20 protein-coding genes are annotated in these 20,280 nt (G+C 45.9%); 10 read left to right on the top strand and 10 right to left on the bottom strand.

The window, feature by feature from the left end:
* Positions 1 to 198: 198 nt before the first annotated feature.
* The gene (locus MOC09_RS08035) at positions 199 to 1,584 is read left to right on the top strand and encodes a sugar porter family MFS transporter (protein WP_268360359.1); all 1,386 of its coding nucleotides are present in this window, start codon (positions 199 to 201) and stop codon (positions 1,582 to 1,584) included.
* Between the two features lie 38 nt (positions 1,585 to 1,622).
* On the opposite strand, the gene htpG is transcribed toward MOC09_RS08035, so the two are convergent.
* Together htpG and MOC09_RS08025 are read right to left on the bottom strand one after the other, a co-directional pair.
* Entirely contained in the window at positions 1,623 to 3,503 is a 1,881-nt protein-coding gene (gene htpG / locus MOC09_RS08030; protein WP_268360358.1) for a molecular chaperone HtpG, read from the bottom strand.
* A 169-nt stretch (positions 3,504 to 3,672) separates the two neighbouring features.
* The gene (locus MOC09_RS08025; RefSeq protein ID WP_268370146.1) at positions 3,673 to 3,924 is read right to left on the bottom strand and encodes a hypothetical protein; all 252 of its coding nucleotides are present in this window, start codon (positions 3,922 to 3,924) and stop codon (positions 3,673 to 3,675) included.
* Positions 3,925 to 4,041: 117 nt separating this feature from the next.
* On the opposite strand from MOC09_RS08025, the gene MOC09_RS08020 reads away from it, so the two are divergent.
* On the top strand, positions 4,042 to 4,863 hold the full coding sequence (locus tag MOC09_RS08020) for an SDR family oxidoreductase (protein ID WP_268370144.1): 822 nt from the start codon (positions 4,042 to 4,044) through the stop codon (positions 4,861 to 4,863).
* Positions 4,864 to 4,892: 29 nt separating this feature from the next.
* Here the strand turns inward: MOC09_RS08020 and MOC09_RS08015 are convergent, their stop codons facing one another.
* Positions 4,893 to 6,038 carry a TetR/AcrR family transcriptional regulator gene (locus MOC09_RS08015; RefSeq protein WP_268370143.1) on the bottom strand — a complete coding sequence of 382 codons (1,146 nt, stop codon included), beginning with the start codon at positions 6,036 to 6,038 and terminating at the stop codon, positions 4,893 to 4,895.
* 141 nt (positions 6,039 to 6,179) lie between these two features.
* On the opposite strand from MOC09_RS08015, the gene MOC09_RS08010 reads away from it, so the two are divergent.
* Entirely contained in the window at positions 6,180 to 7,517 is a 1,338-nt protein-coding gene (locus tag MOC09_RS08010; RefSeq protein ID WP_268370141.1) for an aldehyde dehydrogenase family protein, read from the top strand.
* Between the two features lie 205 nt (positions 7,518 to 7,722).
* Positions 7,723 to 8,190, top strand: coding sequence for an RDD family protein (locus MOC09_RS08005; protein WP_029726141.1), 468 nt, complete (start codon positions 7,723 to 7,725; stop codon positions 8,188 to 8,190).
* 122 nt (positions 8,191 to 8,312) lie between these two features.
* Here the strand turns inward: MOC09_RS08005 and MOC09_RS08000 are convergent, their stop codons facing one another.
* Positions 8,313 to 8,762 (bottom strand): DUF5391 family protein, encoded by a 450-nt coding sequence (locus MOC09_RS08000; protein WP_268370140.1) that lies wholly within the window; start codon positions 8,760 to 8,762, stop codon positions 8,313 to 8,315.
* 252 nt (positions 8,763 to 9,014) lie between these two features.
* Between MOC09_RS08000 and MOC09_RS07995 the strand changes: the two genes are divergently transcribed.
* Positions 9,015 to 9,470 carry an RDD family protein gene (locus MOC09_RS07995; protein ID WP_119914537.1) on the top strand — a complete coding sequence of 152 codons (456 nt, stop codon included), beginning with the start codon at positions 9,015 to 9,017 and terminating at the stop codon, positions 9,468 to 9,470.
* Between the two features lie 27 nt (positions 9,471 to 9,497).
* On the opposite strand, the gene MOC09_RS07990 is transcribed toward MOC09_RS07995, so the two are convergent.
* From MOC09_RS07990 to yxaF, 3 genes are all read right to left on the bottom strand, one after another.
* Entirely contained in the window at positions 9,498 to 10,706 is a 1,209-nt protein-coding gene (locus tag MOC09_RS07990) for a DUF418 domain-containing protein (RefSeq protein ID WP_268370138.1), read from the bottom strand.
* Positions 10,707 to 10,813: 107 nt separating this feature from the next.
* Positions 10,814 to 11,827 carry a quercetin 2,3-dioxygenase gene (locus MOC09_RS07985; protein WP_268360350.1) on the bottom strand — a complete coding sequence of 338 codons (1,014 nt, stop codon included), beginning with the start codon at positions 11,825 to 11,827 and terminating at the stop codon, positions 10,814 to 10,816.
* A gap of 92 nt (positions 11,828 to 11,919) precedes the next feature.
* Positions 11,920 to 12,495: a transcriptional regulator YxaF gene (yxaF, locus tag MOC09_RS07980; RefSeq protein ID WP_268367221.1), complete on the bottom strand. Its 576-nt coding sequence runs from the start codon at positions 12,493 to 12,495 to the stop codon at positions 11,920 to 11,922.
* Positions 12,496 to 12,624: 129 nt separating this feature from the next.
* Between yxaF and MOC09_RS07975 the strand changes: the two genes are divergently transcribed.
* Complete coding sequence (locus tag MOC09_RS07975) at positions 12,625 to 13,695, top strand: SDR family oxidoreductase (protein ID WP_268370135.1); 1,071 nt, start codon at positions 12,625 to 12,627, stop codon at positions 13,693 to 13,695.
* Positions 13,696 to 13,751: 56 nt separating this feature from the next.
* On the opposite strand, the gene MOC09_RS07970 is transcribed toward MOC09_RS07975, so the two are convergent.
* Positions 13,752 to 14,183, bottom strand: coding sequence for a MarR family winged helix-turn-helix transcriptional regulator (locus MOC09_RS07970; protein WP_268361956.1), 432 nt, complete (start codon positions 14,181 to 14,183; stop codon positions 13,752 to 13,754).
* Between the two features lie 227 nt (positions 14,184 to 14,410).
* Here MOC09_RS07970 and MOC09_RS07965 point away from each other — a divergent pair, with 227 nt between their 5' ends.
* Both MOC09_RS07965 and MOC09_RS07960 read left to right on the top strand, forming a co-directional pair.
* Positions 14,411 to 14,815: a CidA/LrgA family holin-like protein gene (locus tag MOC09_RS07965; RefSeq protein ID WP_268361953.1), complete on the top strand. Its 405-nt coding sequence runs from the start codon at positions 14,411 to 14,413 to the stop codon at positions 14,813 to 14,815.
* Positions 14,785 to 15,477 carry an LrgB family protein gene (locus tag MOC09_RS07960; protein WP_268361950.1) on the top strand — a complete coding sequence of 231 codons (693 nt, stop codon included), beginning with the start codon at positions 14,785 to 14,787 and terminating at the stop codon, positions 15,475 to 15,477. The genes MOC09_RS07965 and MOC09_RS07960 overlap by 31 nt, the downstream gene beginning before the upstream one ends.
* Before the next feature lie 42 nt (positions 15,478 to 15,519).
* On the opposite strand, the gene MOC09_RS07955 is transcribed toward MOC09_RS07960, so the two are convergent.
* Positions 15,520 to 16,551, bottom strand: coding sequence for a polysaccharide pyruvyl transferase family protein (locus MOC09_RS07955; protein ID WP_268370133.1), 1,032 nt, complete (start codon positions 16,549 to 16,551; stop codon positions 15,520 to 15,522).
* Positions 16,552 to 16,643: 92 nt separating this feature from the next.
* The gene (locus MOC09_RS07950) at positions 16,644 to 17,792 is read right to left on the bottom strand and encodes a glycerate kinase (RefSeq protein WP_268370132.1); all 1,149 of its coding nucleotides are present in this window, start codon (positions 17,790 to 17,792) and stop codon (positions 16,644 to 16,646) included.
* 196 nt (positions 17,793 to 17,988) lie between these two features.
* Here MOC09_RS07950 and gntR point away from each other — a divergent pair, with 196 nt between their 5' ends.
* Complete coding sequence (gntR, locus tag MOC09_RS07945; protein ID WP_128738509.1) at positions 17,989 to 18,720, top strand: gluconate operon transcriptional repressor GntR; 732 nt, start codon at positions 17,989 to 17,991, stop codon at positions 18,718 to 18,720.
* Positions 18,713 to 20,254 carry a gluconokinase gene (gene gntK / locus MOC09_RS07940; protein ID WP_268370130.1) on the top strand — a complete coding sequence of 514 codons (1,542 nt, stop codon included), beginning with the start codon at positions 18,713 to 18,715 and terminating at the stop codon, positions 20,252 to 20,254. The genes gntR and gntK overlap by 8 nt, the downstream gene beginning before the upstream one ends.
* Positions 20,255 to 20,280 lie beyond the last annotated feature (26 nt).

Here is a 20,280-nt window from a genome sequence, read left to right as displayed (position 1 = left end):
CATCTTATGGGGTCAGTCCCGGTGAGTAAGGTTTTTTTGATGTTTTCTCGGGGTTATTTCATATCCCCTTTGTTTTGGCTTTCATGTTTTCTTTTTTTAAAACAAATGTTTCAAATGAGATAGGAAATGGGTACTAATCTATTAACTTTATTAAACATCTTAGAAACTCATTGGCTCAACAACTGAGGGGGAACATTTGTGAAGACAAACATAAGGAAATATATGATCTACTTTTTCGGCGCCTTAGGGGGGCTGCTTTATGGCTACGATACGGGGGTTATCTCCGGAGCCCTGCTGTTTATCAACAACGATATTCCTTTAACAACATTGACAGAAGGATTGGTTGTCAGCATGCTGCTCCTGGGCGCGATTTTCGGATCAGCGTTAAGCGGCACGTGCTCTGATCGCTGGGGCAGGAGAAAAGTTGTATTTGTTCTTTCTATCATATTTATTGTCGGCGCGCTTGCTTGCGCGTTTTCTCAAACGATCGGCATGCTGATTGCATCTCGGGTGATTCTCGGGTTGGCCGTCGGAGGTTCAACGGCCCTCGTGCCCGTGTACCTGTCAGAAATGGCACCGACGAAAATCCGCGGTACACTTGGCACAATGAACAACTTAATGATTGTTACCGGGATTTTGCTCGCTTATATCGTAAACTATCTGTTCACACCGTTTGAAGCGTGGCGCTGGATGGTCGGCCTTGCCGCGGTGCCTGCCGTGCTTTTATTAATCGGCATCGCGTTTATGCCCGAATCGCCAAGATGGCTCGTGAAGCGCGGCCGCGAAGAAGAAGCGAAACGAATTATGAACATCACTCATGATCCCAAAGATATTGAAATGGAATTGGCCGAGATGAAGGAAGGGGAAGCAGAGAAAAAAGAAACGACACTCGGCGTGTTAAAGGCCAAATGGATTCGCCCCATGCTTCTGATTGGGATCGGCCTTGCCATATTCCAGCAGGCTGTCGGCATTAACACGGTGATCTACTACGCGCCGACCATTTTTACAAAGGCAGGCCTTGGTACGTCAGCTTCTGCGCTCGGCACAATGGGGATCGGCGTCCTCAACGTCATCATGTGTATCACCGCCATGATCTTAATTGACCGTGTCGGCCGCAAAAAGCTTCTCATCTGGGGAAGTGTCGGCATCACACTGAGTCTGGCCGCATTATCAGGAGTGCTTCTGACACTGGGACTCTCAGCATCAACGGCGTGGATGACTGTTGTTTTTCTCGGCGTCTATATCGTATTTTACCAGGCGACATGGGGTCCGGTTGTTTGGGTGCTTATGCCTGAGCTCTTCCCGTCCAAAGCGCGCGGAGCCGCGACAGGATTCACCACTTTGGTGCTATCGGCAGCCAACCTGATTGTGTCGCTCGTCTTCCCGCTGATGCTCAGCGCAATGGGCATCGCATGGGTCTTTATGATTTTCTCAGTCATTTGTCTTCTCTCCTTTTTCTTCGCCCTCTACATGGTTCCGGAAACCAAAGGGAAAAGCTTGGAGGAAATTGAAGCAAGCCTGAAAAAACGGTTTAAAAGGAAGAAAAGCAGCCAAAGCCAAGTGCTGAATGAGCGTACATTATAAAAAAAGGAATCGTCTCACGGGACGATTCCTTTCTCTGTTTACACCATAACCTTGCAAATATTGTTCGTAAATTCCACAGGGTCCTGAATCGGCAGGCCTTCGATGAGTAGCGCCTGATTGTACAGAAGGTTTGTGTACAGGCTCAGCTTCTCTTTATCTTGTTCAAATGCGTCTTTCAGTGTTTGGAACACCTCGTGATTCGGGTTGATTTCCAGCACTTTATCCGCCTTCACATTTTGGCTGTCCGGCATAGCGTTTAGGATTTTTTCCATCTCGATTGTCACTTCGCCGTCAGCGGCAAGGCAGACCGGATGTGATTTGAGCCGTTTTGAGATTCTGACGTTTTTCACTTTGTCTGACAGAATGTTTTTCATTTCCTCAAACAGATCCTTGTACTTGCTTTCCTCTTCCTCAGACTGCTTTTGGTCCTCATCCGTGTCTATGCCAAGGTCTCCGCTTGAAACGGATTTGAATTCTTTTTCCTGATAAGACGCCAGCATTTTAATCGCAAACTCATCAATGTCCTCAGTAAAGTAGAGAATTTCGTAGCCTTTGTCCGCGACCATTTCTGTTTGCGGCAGTTTCTCAATGCGATCGTATGAATCACCGGTCGCGTAATAAATGTATTTCTGTTCCTCAGGCATTCTGGACACGTACTCGTCTAAGCTGACCAGTTTTTTCTCTTTCGAAGAGTAGAATAATAAGAGATCCTTCAATTGATCCTTATTCGCGCCAAAGTCATTGTACACGCCGAATTTCAGCTGTCTGCCGAACGACTTGTAGAACGTCTCGTATTTCTCGCGGTCTTTTTTCAGCAGGCTTTGCAGCTCACTTTTGATTTTCTTGCTGATGTTTTTCGCGATCAGCTTCAGCTGGCGGTCATGCTGCAGCATTTCTCTGGAAATGTTCAATGACAGATCCTCAGAATCGACCATACCCTTCACAAAGCTGAAGTGGTCCGGAAGCAGATCCGCGCATTTGTTCATGATCAATACGCCATTGGAATACAGCTCCAAGCCTTTCTCGTATTCCTTGGAATAATAGTCAAACGGCATGTTTTCAGGGATGAATAGAATCGCGTTGTAACGCACGGCTCCATCTACACTGATATGAACATGTGTCAGCGGTTTATCAAATCCATAATGCTTTTCAGCATAGAACTTTTCGTAGTCCTCATCTGTCAGCTCGCTTTTGTTTTTTCTCCAGATCGGCACCATGCTGTTGACCGTCTGTTCCTCCTGCACCTCTTCAAATTCATTCTCGCTGCCTTCCTTCGGCTTATTAATGGTTGTATCCATTTTGATCGGGTAGCGAATGAAGTCGGAGTACTTCTTGATGATCGCTTTTAAACGATATTCTTCTAAAAACTCGTCATAGCTGTCATCTTCTGTGTTCTCTTTGATTTTCAGGATAATGTCTGTACCGACAGAATCCTTTTCACACGGCTCAATCGTGTAGCCGTCGGCACCCGCAGACTCCCATTTATACGCCTCTTCGCTGCCGAGCGCCTTACTGATGACCGTCACGACATCGGCAACCATAAATGCCGCGTAAAAACCGACACCGAATTGGCCGATGATATCGTGTCCGTCTTTCAGCTCGTTCTCTTTTTTAAACGCGAGGGAACCGCTTTTTGCAATTGTTCCAAGATGCTGCTCAAGCTCGTCCTTTGTCATTCCGATCCCCGTATCAGAGATGGTTAATGTTCTCGCATCTTTGTCAGCTGCGACCTTTATATAGTAGCTGTCTTTATCAAAGGTAAGCGCATCGTCCGTCAGCGCTTTGTAATAGATTTTGTCAATCGCATCACTCGAATTGGAGATTAACTCGCGCAGGAAAATTTCTTTTTGGGTATAAATGGAGTTAATCATCATATCCAGCAGTCGTTTGGACTCTGCTTTAAACTCTTTTTTCGCCACTCTAGATCGCTCCTTTAACGTTATGTAAACCCTTTTCAGCATCTATTTATCACATACAGTGACAATTGTCAATTAGATTGATGGATGCATATATATGTAAATTTACCATTATATGGGTGAATTTTCACTCTTTTTTCTCTGTCGCTCCTGATAAAAAAGAGAGGCTTCATCATCCTCTCTTTTTTTCTGTGTCATTCCAGCGGCCAAACTCCCGCTTCATCCATATATGCACCGGGTAGAAAAACAAACCGAACGGGATTAGAAAAAATAGATTATGCCATGAAGCATTTAGAAACGCGCTTGCTGTAATTGGAAACGTAATCTCCTGCAAGATAAAAGAGATGACAGTCAGCACAACAAATGCGGACGGAATTGTGACGAAGCAATAAAACGTGAGCTCCTTCTTATGCTGTACCTTCAATACACACAAACCACCCAACAATTTCCAGTCCAACTTAACATATGTTGGCATTTCTTTTCTCACATGTTTATCACTGCACATAGCGGGAAGACAAATAGAAAAAGGAGGACTCGTGTCATGGGAAGACTTGAAAACAAAACCGCAGTCATTACAGGCGCCGCGACAGGCATTGGACAAGCGACGGCAAAGGTTTTTGCCAATGAAGGCGCACGTGTGATGATCGGAGACATCAATGAAGGCCAAATGAAAGAAACCGTTGAAGCAATCAGAAAAAACGGAGGAGAGGCGGACGCCTTTCCTCTCGATGTATCTGATGAAAACAGTGTGAAAGCATTTGCTGATCACATTAAAGACGCCTGCGGCACGATTGATATTCTATTTAACAACGCCGGCGTCGATCAGGAAGGCGGAAAGCTGCATGAATATCCCGTTGAGCTGTTTGACCGCATTATCGCCGTCGACCTGCGCGGCACGTTCCTGTGCAGTAAATATCTGATTCCGCTTATGCTCGAAAACGGAGGCTCCATCATCAATACGTCCTCCATGTCAGGCCGGGCCGCGGATCTCGACCGTTCCGGCTACAATGCTGCAAAAGGCGGGATCACGAACCTGACAAGAGCGATGGCGATTGATTACGCTCGAAACGGCATCCGCGTCAATTCTATCTCGCCGGGCACGATCGAAACACCGCTGATTGATAAACTGGCAGGCACCAAAGAACAGGAAATGGGCGAACAATTCCGCGAAGCCAACAAATGGATCACGCCGCTCGGACGTCTTGGCCAGCCCAAAGAAAAGGCAACAGTGGCACTGTTCCTCGCATCAGACGACAGCTCATACGTCACAGGAGAAGACATCACCGCAGACGGCGGCATCATGGCGTACACATGGCCTGGGAAGATGCTGATTGATGAGAAATGGAAGGAAGAAACGAAATAAGAGAGGGGATTTCCCTCTCTTTTTGTCTTTCAAAGCAATACAACCTTATATTTCTTCACATCCAAAAACTGCAAAAACTCCCTCGCCAGCACTTCTGGCTCATGTGTCTTTCCTTCATCCAGCCGATACAAAATCAGACCGATAATCATTGCGGATACATAGTAGGCATAAAGCTTTTTCTCCGCTGGAATATCAGTCTGCTGTTCCAGATAAAACGACTCCAGCGCTTTGATCATCCCGGGTATCACATGAGGAACACCCCACTCCCGATTGAGAAAATGGACAATGGGCATGCGTACCGATAAAGCAGAAAGCAGACTGGTGAGCGCTGTCTCTGCTTCCTCTAAGGAAAGCTCATTCGGATTGGATGCAATCGTCAGGTGTTCAATGATCTCTGCACACGACTGCTGAATCATGGTTTGCAGCAGTTCCTCTTTACTGGCATAGTGATCATAAAAGGTTGCGCGGCGGATATTGCTTTTCCGGGTAATGTCAGAAATCGTGATGGCCGTGTAGTCTTTTTTCTCCTCCAAGACGTCCAGCAAAGCCTTCTGCAGCGCCTCTCTCGTCCGAACCACCCGCCTGTCGATTTGCTTCTCCTTCTCTCGCTCTCCTGGCACAGCTTTTCCAAACAGCCAATAAAACCGCTTTTGAGAAACAAGCTCCCATACCTTCTGGCTGATGGCTTCGGGAGACGCGGCCGCATCCTCATTCAGCCAATACAGGATAATCGCGTACGTGTACAAGGCCCGATAATGTCCATAAATGTCCCGTTCGATCGGCGTTAAATTCACATGGATCGGAGCCAGCAGCACATCCTGCTGAAACACATCCTTAAAAAAACGATGAAAATGTCCTCTGTTCATCATCACAGAAAAAAAGGAACGATGCTCATGAACAAAGGACAGCGTCGGATGCACCGTTTGCCGTTTTTTGTTCAAATGGAGGGTATCCATATGACTGAAGGCATCAAAAAGCGCTTTGCCCAATCCTTCCTTCATATCTTCGATCACATCCTCAATGATTGAAAACTTATCCTCATAATAAAGGTAAAGCGTCCCGCGGCTCACTTTGGCCTTCTCAGCGATTTCTTTCATTGTGATGTGTTGAATATCTCTTTCTTCCAATAAGGCCAGCAGCGCCTGTTTCACTTGGGCTTCGGCAGATTCCGGCACAAAAGATACCCCCAATCATTAGACAGATGGTCAATATATGTACGGTAACGTATAGATGGTTCACCGTTGTCTTTCTTACAGAAAAGGTACCACTTTATAATAGGTCCGAGATAAGAAGAAAGCAAATGAGGGGGATTTACAATGGAACAGCAAGTAAAGGACGACATTCAGCGTGTCTTTCAGCTTCAGAAAAAACAGCAAAAAGCATTGCGCGCTTCAACAGCGGAACAGCGCAGAGAGAAGCTTCAGCGCTTTTTAGATTCCGTGATCGCCCATGAAGAAGAAATCATCGAAGCGATCCGCAAAGACGTCCGCAAACCATATCACGAGGTCAAAAAAGCGGAAATCGAAGGAACGAAAAAAGCGATTAGAGATAATATGAACAATCTGGAACAATGGATGGCGCCTAAAGAAGTCGGTTCATCGTTAAGCCCAGACGCAAACGGGATCCTCATGTACGAGCCTAAAGGGATGACGCTCATCCTCGGTCCGTGGAACTATCCGTTTATGCTGACGATGGCGCCGCTTGCCGCTTCTCTCGCAGCCGGAAACAGCGCGATTGTGAAGCTGTCCGATTTTACAATGAACACGAGCAACATTGCCGCAAAAGTGATTCGAGATGCTTTTGATGAAAAAGAGGTTGCGATTTTTGAAGGAGAGGTTGAGGTGGCAACCGAGCTTCTTGATCAGCCGTTCGACCACATTTTCTTCACCGGAAGCACAAATGTCGGAAAAATCGTCATGACAGCCGCTGCCAAACACCTAGCATCTGTTACACTTGAGCTTGGCGGCAAAAGCCCAACGATCATTGACAGTGAATACGATCTCATGGACGCAGCGAAAAAGATCGCCGTCGGCAAATTTGTAAACGCCGGCCAAACCTGCATTGCACCCGATTATCTGTTCATTAAAAAAGACGTACAGGACAGGTTCGCAGGGATTTTACAAACAGTCGTCAATGCTGGATTTATGGAGGATGATCACAATCCAGACCGCAGCAAATTTACGCAGATCGTCAATGACCGCAACTTTAACCGCGTCAAAGACCTGTTCGACGACGCCATCGAAAAAGGGGCGGAAGTTGTATTCGGAGGCGCTTTTGATGCCAGCGACCGCACGATCTCGCCAACCGTTTTGAAAAATGTCACACCTGACATGAAAATCATGCAGGAGGAAATTTTCGCACCGATCTTGCCGATGATGAACTATGAGGACATCGACGAGGTCATCGATTACGTAAATGATCGCGATAAACCGCTCGCGCTTTACGTATTCAGCCACAACCAAGATCTGATCGATAACATCCTTCAGCATACGACATCAGGCAACGCAGCCATCAATGATGTTGTTGTCCATTTCAGTGACGTCAACCTGCCATTCGGCGGCGTCAACACAAGCGGAATCGGCTCCTATCATGGGGTTTACGGATTTAAAGAGTTTTCTCATGAGAAGGGTGTATTTATTCAGGCCGCTGAATAATTGTAGTGAAGAGAATCTGCATCACCTTGCAGGTTCTTTTTTTATCATTCTATTCACCTATAGATAAAAAGGTAAAATAAAGAAATAAACAGTGATAAAATACCATTTTCGTTACGAGACCAAATTCCTCTAGTCTATCTCATTGAAACCGCACAGCCTCTAACGTATAATATCCCAGAAAACTTCAAAGGAGAGAATATTATACATGGAAAAGCCAGCTGGATTTTGGATTCGGGCAGTTGCCTCTATTATTGATGATTTAATTATTTATTTTTTTGCTTTTATTATGATCCAAATTAACACCTTAATTGTCCTGCCTCTCATTGATGCAGGAAGCTCCTATATGACAGAAGGTCAATACAAATTTTATATCCTGATATTCGGGACGATCCCTGTTATCGCCATCATATATATCTTCGGCATTCTTTATTATAGCTTGCTGACTTCTTCAAAAATGCAAGCAACACTAGGCAAAAAACTCATGGGTATCATCGTTGTCAATCAATATGGCGAGCGAATTTCATTTTGGCACAGCTTTGGCCGTTTTTTCGCTTACATACCATCAGGAATTTTGTATATCGGTTACATTATGGCAGCTTTCCCCTCTAAACTGGCATTACACGATTATATTTGCGGGACAAAGGTTGTCTATAAAAATAAATATCTTGATTGATCAAAAAACAGGCTGCCGAGTTAACCTCGCCAGCCTGTTTTACTATTTCCCAAAAGCCATCAGCGCTTTCATACGAAATGACTTGACCATCATAACATATTAACCCATTTTATTATTCTACTTCACAAAACATCACAAACTAGAAAACTTGCAAGAGTATGCGCAGACGTTTTTTCAGCACCCGAACGAAACGCAGCCACAAACCAAATGACATTGACAGCAGCTGCAGCGAGACTAACCCCGACCACAAAAATCACCTCAGAAAGCAGGTTGTCACTAAAGAAACTAAACATCAAGCTAAAACCGGCCGAAGACAAATGGATCAGAAGCCCCAAGCCGCAAAGCACCGCCATGACATATCTCATCGCATCTACTCCGAGCATATAAATGAGAAAAGGAATGAAATACAAGACAAGGATCATCCCGACAGATGACCACATGCCAACTGAATTAAACTGATTGGCCGCCGCTCCCGTTCCGGCCAGCGGCGAAAGTGAAGCCGCCACGATCACAGCGCAAAAAAGAAACGCAGAAATGGCTGTCATGATTGCCACACTGTTTTTTCTAGACATCAAACTCCTCCCTCCAAATAGAAATATTAACCTTTTTATTATAAGTGAGACGAATAGGAAACCCATTTTTTTTAAATTCCAGAACACGCAAGCAAATGCTATGATACTTCCTAGTATATTTATATAGTAAAAAACAAAGGATAAAAGACTCATTTTTCAGGCATATCAGGATTTTATCACCATATCATATTGCATGTGCTTTTTTTTCAAAGTATACTATTCCAGATTAATTCAAAGGAGAGAGAAAAATACATGGAAAAACCGGCAGGATTTTGGATTCGTTTTTTAGCTTATTTGATCGATGGCATTATTGTATCTGTTCCTAGTTATATTATTCTATTTATTATTAATACTGTGTTTGTAGCTGGGGCTGTGGCAGCAAACCCTTACATGACCCAAGAGGAGTATATGGTGACATACATGACGATTGCATTTTTGCCTACTATGCTGATCATGATCGTCATCAGTGTGTTATATTACGGACTGCTCACAGCTTCTAAAATGCAAGGCACACTCGGCAAAAAAATTCTGGGCTTAAAAGTGGTCAATGAACAAGGCGGACGGGTTTCTGTCGGACAGGCAATTGGCCGTTACTTTGCCTATATCTTATCTGGCATCATCTTTTATATCGGGTTTATCATGATCGCCTTTGGAGAGAAAAAAGGCCTGCATGACATCATTTGCAAAACACGTGTCGTGTATAAATAATAGAAAAAGTCTAGAGCCAATAGGCATCTAGACTTTTGTTTTCTTTACAATAGGCTGCCATACCATATACGTAGCGCTTCTCCACAGCCACTCAAACGGCCCCATCCGAAAGACACGAAGCCAAAGGTGGCTGAAGACCATTTGAATGGCACAAACGGCAATCGTAATAAGCACGCCGGCGGCAGGGTACACTTTCCCATACAGTCCCAAGCCGTAATGATAGAAAATCCACGTACACACGATAGACTGCATTAGATAATTGGTAAATGCCATCCGCCCAACAGCGGAGAAGGATTCCAGCACTGTTCTCACTCTTGTTTTATGATAAAGATAGACAACCGTTGTGACATAGAAAAACATCAGGAAAGGCGCGCCAATCAGCAAGAATATTTGCTTATCTGTTACAGTGTACAGCACCTGGGCGGAGATGCCGATGATAAGCCCGGCCATACACACTCGTTTCAATCCTTTGCGATGCTTTTCCGGTTCATGCAAGTACCGAGATTTCGCCGCAGCAGCTCCCAGCAAAAACATGCTGAAATAAGGAATGGATGCAAAGAAGAAGTTGAGCGGGTTATACGTAAGCATGCCATTCGAGGACATGTAAACAAGACGATCATGGATCCGCTGTTCCGCAATATCCTTCAAGCTGCCGCTTCCGTACACATGGAGCGCTTGCTTTGCTTGTTGTGTTACCGCTTGTGCCCATTCCTGCCCGTTTGATTGATCAAAGCTTGTCAACATGAACGGAATGGAAAACAGAAGATACAAAGAGACCGCCCATATCAGCAGTGTTTTCGGCTTTGCTTTTTGAAACAAGAGCAGGGCGAATCCGAGCAGGGCATATTCCGTTAAAATATCCCCGTCCCAAATCAAAAAAGCATGAACCGTTCCAAACAAGAGAAGCGCCGCTAACCTTCTCGCATACAGCGGGACAAACCGCTTCCCTTTGCTTACGGCTCTCTCCATCATGACAACCATGCCGAATCCAAATAAAAAGGAAAATAATAATATACATTTTGTTTGGATGAAGAATGTCAGAATGTTTGCTGCTGCAAAGTCTGCTTTAGACCACTTTTCTGTAAAAAAGTTCTCTTTTCCAAGCATAGACAAATACATATCCGGATAACTGAAATGTGCCAGATTGACAAATAAGATGCCGAAAATCGCCATTCCCCTGAGCACATCAAGCACACCGATCCGCTCATTTGCCAAAGTTGGCTGTAATGAAGCCATAGCCATCACGCTCCTTTCTTCTGTACCTTCAGGGTATGAAAAAAAGGAGCGAAGAAACATCGATTTAGGTGTCAGGCAGGCATGGAAACCTTACAATCTTGTCATCTTTATGGCTTCATCACTTTTAAATCTAATGCATCAATATTCTGGAGGACGCGGTCAAAGCGCAGAGCCTGAGGCTCACTTGGGAAGATGTGGCCTTCATACGGATCACCTAACGTCCGGAAAAACGGTTCAAATAAGCCTGGAACCAAGACGCCTACCATCTTTGTATAATGAGAATCCAGACGATAAGAGTGAACGGTATTGGCAGGGACATGCAGGAAATCTCCCGGGTTCAGCTGGATTTCCTGCCCATCTGCCCACATCGTCATTTGCCCTTCCAGGCAATAAAATGTTTCTGTATGGTGTTCATGATAGTGATCAACGATCCGATCGCCTTTAGGGCCGTCCGATACTACGACGATAAACTGGCCGTCTGTATTTTTTTGTGCTGCCACAATGCGGTGAAGCTGATCTCCCGTCAATAGGCGGTCTCCTTCTCCAGATTCAAGCACGTATGGAACGGCTCCATCCGGAAGCTCTGCAAGCTCCGCTAATGCTGCCGCACCGGCAGGCTTTTCTTCATCCAAAAATGCGACGTCTGCCACAGCGGCAGCTTCTGCAAATCGCTCGTTTGACAACTCTTCACACGCGTACGGCGGATGTTCTGCGTAATCATACGGATTCCCAATAACGGAGTACATATGCGCCACATTTCCCTTCATCGTATAAGACACCAATCGTGTTCTGTGGCTCTGCATTCGGTAGCTGTGCGGTGTTCCGGCCGGAATGTTCGCATAATCCCCTGATACTAATAAATAGCGTTCTCCATCAAGCGTCAGCTCAAGCTTGCCGTCCAGCACGAGAATCCCTTCATGTGTGTTCTTGTGGACGTGAAGCGGAAAGGCATCTCCTTTTCCCCCGGTAAGCAGCACGATCTCAAACAGATCGCCCGTACTCTTGCCGTTCGCCATCACCGTGGCAACCTGTCTGCCGAACAAATAGTGCTCACCTTCTCCGCTGCGAAGCAAATAAGGCATTTTTTCTTTAGGCAATGAATGTGTACATAATGTTTTCATATCGTTTCCTCCAATTTAGACCAGTCTATATAGTGTGTTTCGAAACTGACTAGACCGTTCTATATAATTGTAGGAGAAAGGATAACAAAATGCTACCCTTTTTTTCTCACCAGCACTGGAATTTGTTCGGCAATAAGAAGAAGGGGCGTTTTGTCTTTATTCGTTAACGAAAGCATGATCCCGCCCTCAATCATCGAATTGATCAGCATACCAAGCTGATTTGCTTCTTCTTCCGCAAATCCGTTTTCCATTAATTTTCTGGCAAACACCGCTTCCCAGCTTTTAAATACCTTCATGCAAACGGTTCGCAGCGGCTCACTGATTAATGCTGTCTCACTCGCCAGCAAACCGACTGGAATGCCTTTTATGCTTTCTGTATTGTCAAACTGGCTGGCTGTTTTTTTAATAAAGCCCTGAATCGCTTCAACAGGATTAGAGGATTCATCCATGCTTTTCTGTATCACATGTTCAACGATCTTACCTGTATATGTAACCGCTTCAATTGCTAGTTCTTCTTTGCCCTTCGGAAAAAAGTGATATAGCGATCCTTTTGGAGCACCGCTTTCTTTTACAATCTGGTTCAAACCTGTCGCGTGATATCCTTGCAGCTGGAACAGACGTGACGCCGTGTGAAGGATTTTTTCACGTGAATCTCCTCTGCTAGTCATTAAAACATTCCCTCCTAGGTATGGTAGAGCGACTTATATAATATAAAAAAGAACCCTGTGAATGTCAAAAGGGGTAAGACCCTCCCGGATGGGGTAAATGTACAAAAACAGCGTCTAGGAGGGATCTCAATGACAATCGATCATTCAGTCACGAATACAGAGCAGCTTGAACAGCAAAACTCCTGCATGAAAACGAAGCTTACACTGAAGAAGCTCGAGGATCAAGTGATCGTCATTACCGGCGCTTCAAGCGGGATTGGGCTGGTCACTGCACGAATGGCAGCCGAAAAAGGCGCAAAGGTGGTAGCAGCAGCACGAAATGAAGACGCGCTGAAGGAGCTCGTTGATGAACTAAAGGAAAAAGGGCACGACGCCATATGGGTGAAAGCGGATGTTGGAAAAGAAGAGGATGTCAACCGCATCGCCGAAACCGCGATCAGCACATTCGGCCGCTTTGACACATGGGTCAACAATGCCGCCGTCTCGATTTTCGGACACGCCATGGACGTCACTGTCGAAGACATGAAGCGCATGTTTGACACAAATTTCTGGGGACCGGTCTACGGAACGAGAGCAGCCGTCAAACACTACACCAATAGAGGCGTGCCGGGCGCTCTCATTAATGTAGGAAGCCTGTTCGGCGACAGAGGGACAGTCATTCAATCCACATATGCATCAGCCAAATTCGCGCTTCACGGATGGACGGAAAGCATCCGAATGGAGCTTGAAAAAGAACAGGCGCCTGTCTCGGTTACGCTCATCCACCCGGGCAGAATTGACACGCCTTACAACGAGCATGCGCGCAGCTACCTCGACAAACAGCCGGCTCATTACCGCTCGATGATCTACCCGCCGGAAGCGGCCGCCGAAGCCATCCTGTTTGCGGCCGAACACCCGAAGCGCGACATGTACATCGGCTCACAGGCCAAAGCCATCGCCATGCTGGGCGCGCTTTTCCCTCGTCTGACCGACAGACTGATGGAAAAAATCATGTACCACAGCCAGCATGCTGATAGACCGTCCAAGCCGCGAGAAGAAAGCGCGCTTTATGAAGCGGGCTATGGCATGCATGACAGGGGCACCAATAAAGGATGGCTGCGGTCAAGAAGCTACTACACGAAAGCCACGAAGCGCCCGATTGTATCAGCGGCTGTTATTGCCGGGCTAGTGGCTTGGGCTGCCGCCAAACGATGCAGATAATCTCTGACCATGAGAAAAACCCATGCTGTTCCAGCGAACCATGGGTTTTTCAGCTGTTAATCGATAAAAGCCTTGTTCATACGCTGCAGCAGCTCGCCGAACATCTCTTTTTCCTGTGTTGACCACTCTTTCAGCATCTGTTCATATCGTTCAAGCCGCTTTTGCTGATCGGCTTTTAATGTTTGTTTTCCAAGCTTTGTAATGGTAAACAGGCTGACTCTGCCATCGGAGGGGTCTGAGAAACGATAGATAAGCTCTTTGGCCTCTAATGCAGCCGCTTGTCTTGAAAGAGTAGAGATATCGAGCTTGAACGATTCTGCCAATTCCTTTACCCGAGCAGGCCCAAACTCATCCAATTGCCTCAGCAATAAGTACGAAGCTCTCTCCAAACTCCCTGTTCTTTTCTCTGATTGATCCAGATAAACAGCTCTTCTGATAAAAGTCGTCAGCTCATATTCTATTAATTCAACTGGATTTTGTTTTTGCAATCGCTCTCGCTCCCCATTCCAATCTCCGGCATTGACAACACCATATATACTTGTATAATACAAATGTATATTAACTGAATGAATACAAGTCGTTATATGACTAAATCAATTATTATACTTGTATAGTACAATCATATAAAAAGAAAGTAAAGCGATTCCTCAGAACCATCCCAGAAAGCAAGTCACCGAAAGGAGGAAGCTGTTCTAATTGGAGAGCAGCATTTGATGTGAAAGTCATACGAATTATTCTGCAAGTGTTGATTTTATATGTATTTTTTATGATCGGGGAAGCCATTCAGCATCTGTTTCAATTACCGGTGTCAGGAAGTATTGTCGGATTGGTACTACTGCTGATCTGCTTAGGCCTCCGAATTGTTCCCGTCTCCATCATTGAAGACGGAGCGAGTTTTTTATTGTCCTTTCTTCCATTGTTGTTCATCCCGGCAATGACAGGAGTGATGAAATATCCGTCTCTCATTTCATTAAATGGTTTGATGCTGCTGATTACAGTCGTTCTGAGCACCATCGTCACGATCATTGCGGCCGGATTCGCCAGCCAGCTATTAGAGAAAAAAGCAAAAAAACGTGAGGAGAAAGAGAAATGCAGCAAGCATGTATCGCAATCATTATAATTCTTTTAACAGTTGCCGCTTATTTAGTGATGGTCAAACTCTATAAGCGGTTTCCGCTTCCATTTCTAATCCCCGTCCTGACAACGACCATTTTGATTGTAGCGGTTTTGATAATGTTTCATGTTTCCTATGAAGGCTATATGATCGGGGGGAAATGGATCAATTCTTTGCTTGGGCCGGCTGTCGTGGCACTGGCCTATCCGCTTTATAAACAATGGCACATCATTGTCAAACATTGTGTTCCCATTATCGGCGGCGTGCTGGTCGGATTATGCATGGGAATGATCAGCGGGCTGATCTTCGCAGAAGCATTCGGGATTGATCATGATCTCTTATTATCCATTCTGCCAAAGTCGATCACAACCCCTGTCGCTATTCAGATTGCCGCGGGACTTGGCGGTGTCCCTTCCATGACTGTCGTATTTGTCATGATTGCGGGCTTTTCAGGCGTCATCCTCGGGCCACTGGTCCTAAAATGGCTTCGCATACGCAGTTCATTGGGCCAAGGCATCGCATTAGGCAGCGCCTCCCATGCACTGGGCACCTCAAAAGCCTTTGAATACGGGGAGCTGGCCGTCTCCATGAGTTCCGTTTCCATGACACTTTGTGCGGTGCTTGGCTCATTCTTTGGCCCGCTCGTCGTCTGGCTGTTTCATATTTAACAAAGAAAGACTGCCCCGGGGGAGGGCAGTCTTTCTCTCTTTTTACGATGCGAAAAAATCAACCAACGGCTGAAAATCCTTAGACAAATCAACGTCATTCGGCTCTGCTTGAAGCAGGCGGTCGATCATGCGCTCCAGCTCCTCAACATCATTCTTATCTGTATATTCAATGAAGTTTAAGCTTTCGAGCCAATCCCGGTACGAATGTTTCGCCTTGCCGTAGCTGTTTCCAAAGACGAGACAAGGTGTTTTGGTGATAATCGAGAAGATCATCGCGTGAAGGCGGTCGGTAATCACCAACTTACTGGAGCCGATGCGGTCAAGCATCTCCATAAAATGCTTCTCACGATCGGCGTAATCAATGGTGTCGACCGTATCCAGCACCGTATCCGTACGCTCCGCATAGGTTGTTTTTTCTGCCCATTTCATCATCTGTGAAATAAAATCTTCGTCGGTCACTTTCTCCTTATCCGCTCTTAAAATAAAGAGAACGCCGTCCCGCTCGATTTCTTTTGGCACAATATCCAAGGAGAGCACCATATCCGGTGTAAAGATCACATTGGAATCGAAGGTCTCTTTTACAATATCCAACGTCTGCGTCTCACGCGCCGCAATCGTTAAGTTGGGATTTTGATGGTACGCATCCTGTGTTTTTTTCTTTTCTTTATTTCCTTCCTCTGTATCTTCAAAATACACAGATTGCGGAAGTGAAATCGATTTGTAGTCCTTAAACGCCGAGAAGACCTTTCGTCTGTCTTCCTCAATATCGAGATAAAGGTTTCCTAAGTTCCCTCCGCCCGTAAAGCAGACAATATCGTCTTCACGGATAATCTCCTTCACTAATTCAATGCCCTCATCCGTCGCATAATCCATAATCTCAATGTATTCATAATATGGAAAACGATTTTTGATAAATTTCTCTTCCGCATATGCAATCGCTTGGTCGCCAATGTTTGTGTAACTCGGGGATCCAAACAAAAATACTTTTCGTTTATCATTTAACAGGGCTTCTGGTTCAACATTCGGCGCAATGCCTTTTACTAGTTTTTTGCCTTTGATTTCTTGTACAGTCATGTCTGCGTCCTCCTTCTGGGATGAATGCTTCTTTGTGTGGTTAACTGTCTTTACCCCAAAGGGAGGACGGCTATGCATTGGCGTGTGCGCGGCTATATCAGAAACATCGTTTTCGCCAATTTGATGGATGCAGCAACGTCCCGAGCCGTTCTTTCCATATATTCCGCAGCATGCTCAAACGCGTCTTCAAGAGGAACAGCTCCAGGAACGATGCTGAAAAGCGCGTCGATTCCGTGTTTGTAGACAACATCACTATCTCGTGACACTGAACCTGCAATTCCAATAACGGGTACATCGTATGATTTAGCTGCTTTGGCTACGCCGATCGGCGTTTTTCCGTAAATCGTCTGGCTGTCAATTCGCCCCTCACCGGTAATCACAAGGTCTGCATCCTGAACTTCATTTTCAAAATCAACCGCTTCAAGGACAATATCAATACCTCTTTTCAGATCAGCATGAAGAAAAGCCATCAGACTCCACCCGAGACCGCCCGCTGCTCCGGCGCCCTCTGTTTCTCTGCAGGCTGTTCCGAGCGATTCTTCTGCCACATCCGCAAAATGGGCCAGGTGCTGATCCAGTGCCCTCACCATGTCGTCTGTCGCGCCTTTTTGCGGCCCGAAAACAGCTGAAGCTCCTCTTGGCCCTGTTAACGGATTGTCCACGTCGCAGGCGACTTCGATTTTTATAGTCCGCAACCTGGAATCAAGCCCGCTTATATCTATTGATGCGAGCTGAGATAACGAGCCGCCCCCGGGCCCGATCTCACGGCCCGAGCCATCAAGAAGCCTTCCGCCTAATGCTTGAATCATCCCGGCTCCCCCGTCATTCGTGGCGCTTCCGCCGATCCCAATGATCAAACGCTCTGCGCCCGCATCAATTGCCGCTGCGATTAATTCTCCTGTTCCCCTTGTTGTAGTGACGAGCGGATTGCGTTTTTCAACAGGCACGAGGTGAAGCCCTGAGGCGGCAGCCATTTCAATCACAGCTGTTGTCCCATCTCCCATCATGCCAAAAAACGCTTTTACAGGATCCCCCAGCGGCCCCGTGACAACCTGCTCTTTGATCCATCCCTTTGTGGCATCCACCAGAGACTGAACGGTGCCCTCACCGCCATCTGCCATCGGAAGCTTTCTGTAATCGGCGCCAGGAAATACCGATTTGAACCCTCTTTCTATCGCGTCAGCGGCCTCCAGAGCTGACAAGCTTTCCTTAAAAGAATCAGGTGCAATGATGATTTTCAACCAAATCGCCTCTTTCAAAACGTGATTCACTTACGCTAGTTATCTCCAATGTACCATATTCCATTTAGAAATAAATACCATGATGACTGGGAAAAATTTTATTAAAAATTAGAAATGAAAGTGTTTGCATAAATGAAATATTCACGTTATCATACTTGTATACAAGTATACTCCTTTAGTGAGGAAGGTGAGTTGTATGCTAGACTCCAAGGACCTGTTGTATCCCGCAAAATGGCTCTCAAAAGCGTCAACCGGGGTTCGTGTCGCATGCGAGCTGAGAATGCGGATCATTTCAGGCATGATTGAAAGCGGTACCATTTTATCAGAAAATACCATTGCTGCTGAGTTTTCAGTAAGCCGTTCGCCGGTTCGCGAAGCGTTAAAAATACTCGCATCCGAAAAAATCATCCGCTTAGAACGAATGGGAGCGGTCGTGATTGGGTTAACTGAAAAGGAAATCGCGGAAATTTATGATGTGCGATTATTATTAGAAACATTTGTCTTTGAACGGCTTGTCAAAATAGACATTGAGCCTTTAGTTAAAGATCTCAGCAAAATCCTTGAAATGATGAAAGTCTCTATCAAATATGAGGACGCAGATGAATTTTCATTTCAAGACGTACTGTTCCATGAAACGATTATCAGAGCTATCGACCATTCATACCTTCAGATGATCTGGAACAATCTAAAACCTGTCATGGAAAGCTTTATTCTGTTGTCCATGCGGGTACGGTTAAAGGAAAAATATGATGACTTCACAAGGATTTTAGATAACCATGAGCTTTATATTCAGGCCATCAAAACAAAGGACAGGGCGCTGATGATTCAGTCTCTTCACCAAAACTTTGATGATGTGCAAGAAAAGGTAGAAGACCTGTGGCTCTCACAACAAATGCTGGCAAAAGGAGCTGAATGCAGCAATGACTAGTTATATGTTAGGAATTGATATCGGCACGACAAGCACAAAAGCTGTGCTGTTCAGTGAAAAAGGAGACGTGGTACAGAAAGAAAGCATCGGCTACCCGCTCTATACACCGGACATCTCAACAGCTGAACAAAATCCGGAAGAGATTTTTCAGGCAGTCATCCAAACAACAGCGAGAATTACAAAACAGCATCCGGACAAACAGATCTCATTCATTTCATTCAGCAGCGCCATGCACAGTGTCATCGCAATCGATGAAGCTGACCGGCCGCTGACGCCATGCATCACATGGGCCGACAACCGGAGCGAAGGCTGGGCGCATAAGATCAAAGAGGAATTGAACGGGCATGAGGTGTACAAACGGACAGGAACACCGATCCATCCGATGGCTCCGCTAAGCAAAATTGCATGGATCACAAATGAACGAAAAGAAATCGCTTCCAAAGCCAAAAAATATATCGGTATCAAGGAGTACATCTTTAAACAGCTGTTCAATGAGTATGTCATCGATTACTCCTTGGCCTCAGCGACAGGCATGATGAACCTGAAAAGCTTGGATTGGGACGAAGAGGCACTGCGCATCGCAGGCATCACGCCTGATCACTTATCAAAACTAGTGCCGACGACTCAAATCTTTCAGCACTGCAGCCCGGAATTAGCGATCCAGATGGGCATCGATCCGGAAACGCCTTTTGTCATCGGCGCCAGCGACGGCGTGCTGTCCAATCTCGGTGTCAACGCCATTAAAAAGGGCGAAATTGCCGTCACCATCGGAACAAGCGGTGCCATCCGGACGATTATTGACAAGCCGCAAACCGATGAAAAAGGGAGAATTTTCTGCTACGCCTTAACGGACAAGCATTGGGTCATTGGCGGGCCGGTGAACAATGGAGGCATCGTCCTTCGCTGGATCAGAGACGAGTTTGCCTCTTCTGAAATCGAGACAGCGACACGATTGGGCATTGACCCATATGACGTGCTGACGAAGATCGCCGAACGTGTCAGACCTGGTTCCGATGGTCTGCTGTTCCACCCATATCTCGCCGGAGAGCGCGCCCCGTTGTGGAATCCGGATGTCCGCGGCTCCTTTTTCGGCCTGACCATGTCGCATAAGAAAGAGCATATGATACGCGCGGCATTAGAGGGCGTCATTTACAACCTGTATACGGTGTTCCTGGCGTTAACCGAATGCATGGACGGCCCTGTAACCCGCATTCAGGCGACAGGAGGCTTTGCAAGGTCGGAGGTTTGGCGCCAAATGATGTCGGATATCTTCGAATCAGAGGTTGTCGTTCCGGAAAGCTACGAAAGCTCATGTCTCGGCGCCTGCATTTTAGGCCTGTATGCAACAGGAAAAATCGATTCTTTCGACGCCGTGTCCGACATGATCGGCAGCACATACAGACATACGCCGATCGAAGACTCAGCCAAAGAATACAGAAAACTAATGCCGATTTTCATCAATCTATCAAGATCATTAGAAAATCAATATACACAAATTGCAGATTATCAGAGGGGCTTAATCACACACAAATAGTACATGACATGAAGGGGAGGGCATTA

The sequence above is a fragment of the Bacillus sp. N12A5 genome, from assembly GCF_026790125.1.
Classification (GTDB): Bacteria; Bacillota; Bacilli; order Bacillales; family Bacillaceae; genus Bacillus.
The sequence above is the reverse complement of the archived record's forward strand: the minus strand, read 5'-3'. Positions and strand labels throughout refer to the sequence as shown.

Coding starts and splice junctions, on each gene's coding strand:
- MOC09_RS08020 (WP_268370144.1), top strand. CDS start 4,042: ATGGGAAGACTTGAAAACAAAACCGCAGTCATTACAGGCGCCGCGACA.
- MOC09_RS08010 (WP_268370141.1), top strand. CDS start 6,180: ATGGAACAGCAAGTAAAGGACGACATTCAGCGTGTCTTTCAGCTTCAG.
- MOC09_RS08005 (WP_029726141.1), top strand. CDS start 7,723: ATGGAAAAGCCAGCTGGATTTTGGATTCGGGCAGTTGCCTCTATTATT.
- MOC09_RS08000 (WP_268370140.1), bottom strand. CDS start 8,762: ATGTCTAGAAAAAACAGTGTGGCAATCATGACAGCCATTTCTGCGTTT.
- MOC09_RS07995 (WP_119914537.1), top strand. CDS start 9,015: ATGGAAAAACCGGCAGGATTTTGGATTCGTTTTTTAGCTTATTTGATC.
- MOC09_RS07990 (WP_268370138.1), bottom strand. CDS start 10,706: ATGGCTTCATTACAGCCAACTTTGGCAAATGAGCGGATCGGTGTGCTT.
- MOC09_RS07985 (WP_268360350.1), bottom strand. CDS start 11,827: ATGAAAACATTATGTACACATTCATTGCCTAAAGAAAAAATGCCTTAT.
- yxaF (WP_268367221.1), bottom strand. CDS start 12,495: ATGACTAGCAGAGGAGATTCACGTGAAAAAATCCTTCACACGGCGTCA.
- MOC09_RS07975 (WP_268370135.1), top strand. CDS start 12,625: ATGACAATCGATCATTCAGTCACGAATACAGAGCAGCTTGAACAGCAA.
- MOC09_RS07960 (WP_268361950.1), top strand. CDS start 14,785: ATGCAGCAAGCATGTATCGCAATCATTATAATTCTTTTAACAGTTGCC.
- MOC09_RS07955 (WP_268370133.1), bottom strand. CDS start 16,551: ATGACTGTACAAGAAATCAAAGGCAAAAAACTAGTAAAAGGCATTGCG.
- gntR (WP_128738509.1), top strand. CDS start 17,989: ATGCTAGACTCCAAGGACCTGTTGTATCCCGCAAAATGGCTCTCAAAA.
- gntK (WP_268370130.1), top strand. CDS start 18,713: ATGACTAGTTATATGTTAGGAATTGATATCGGCACGACAAGCACAAAA.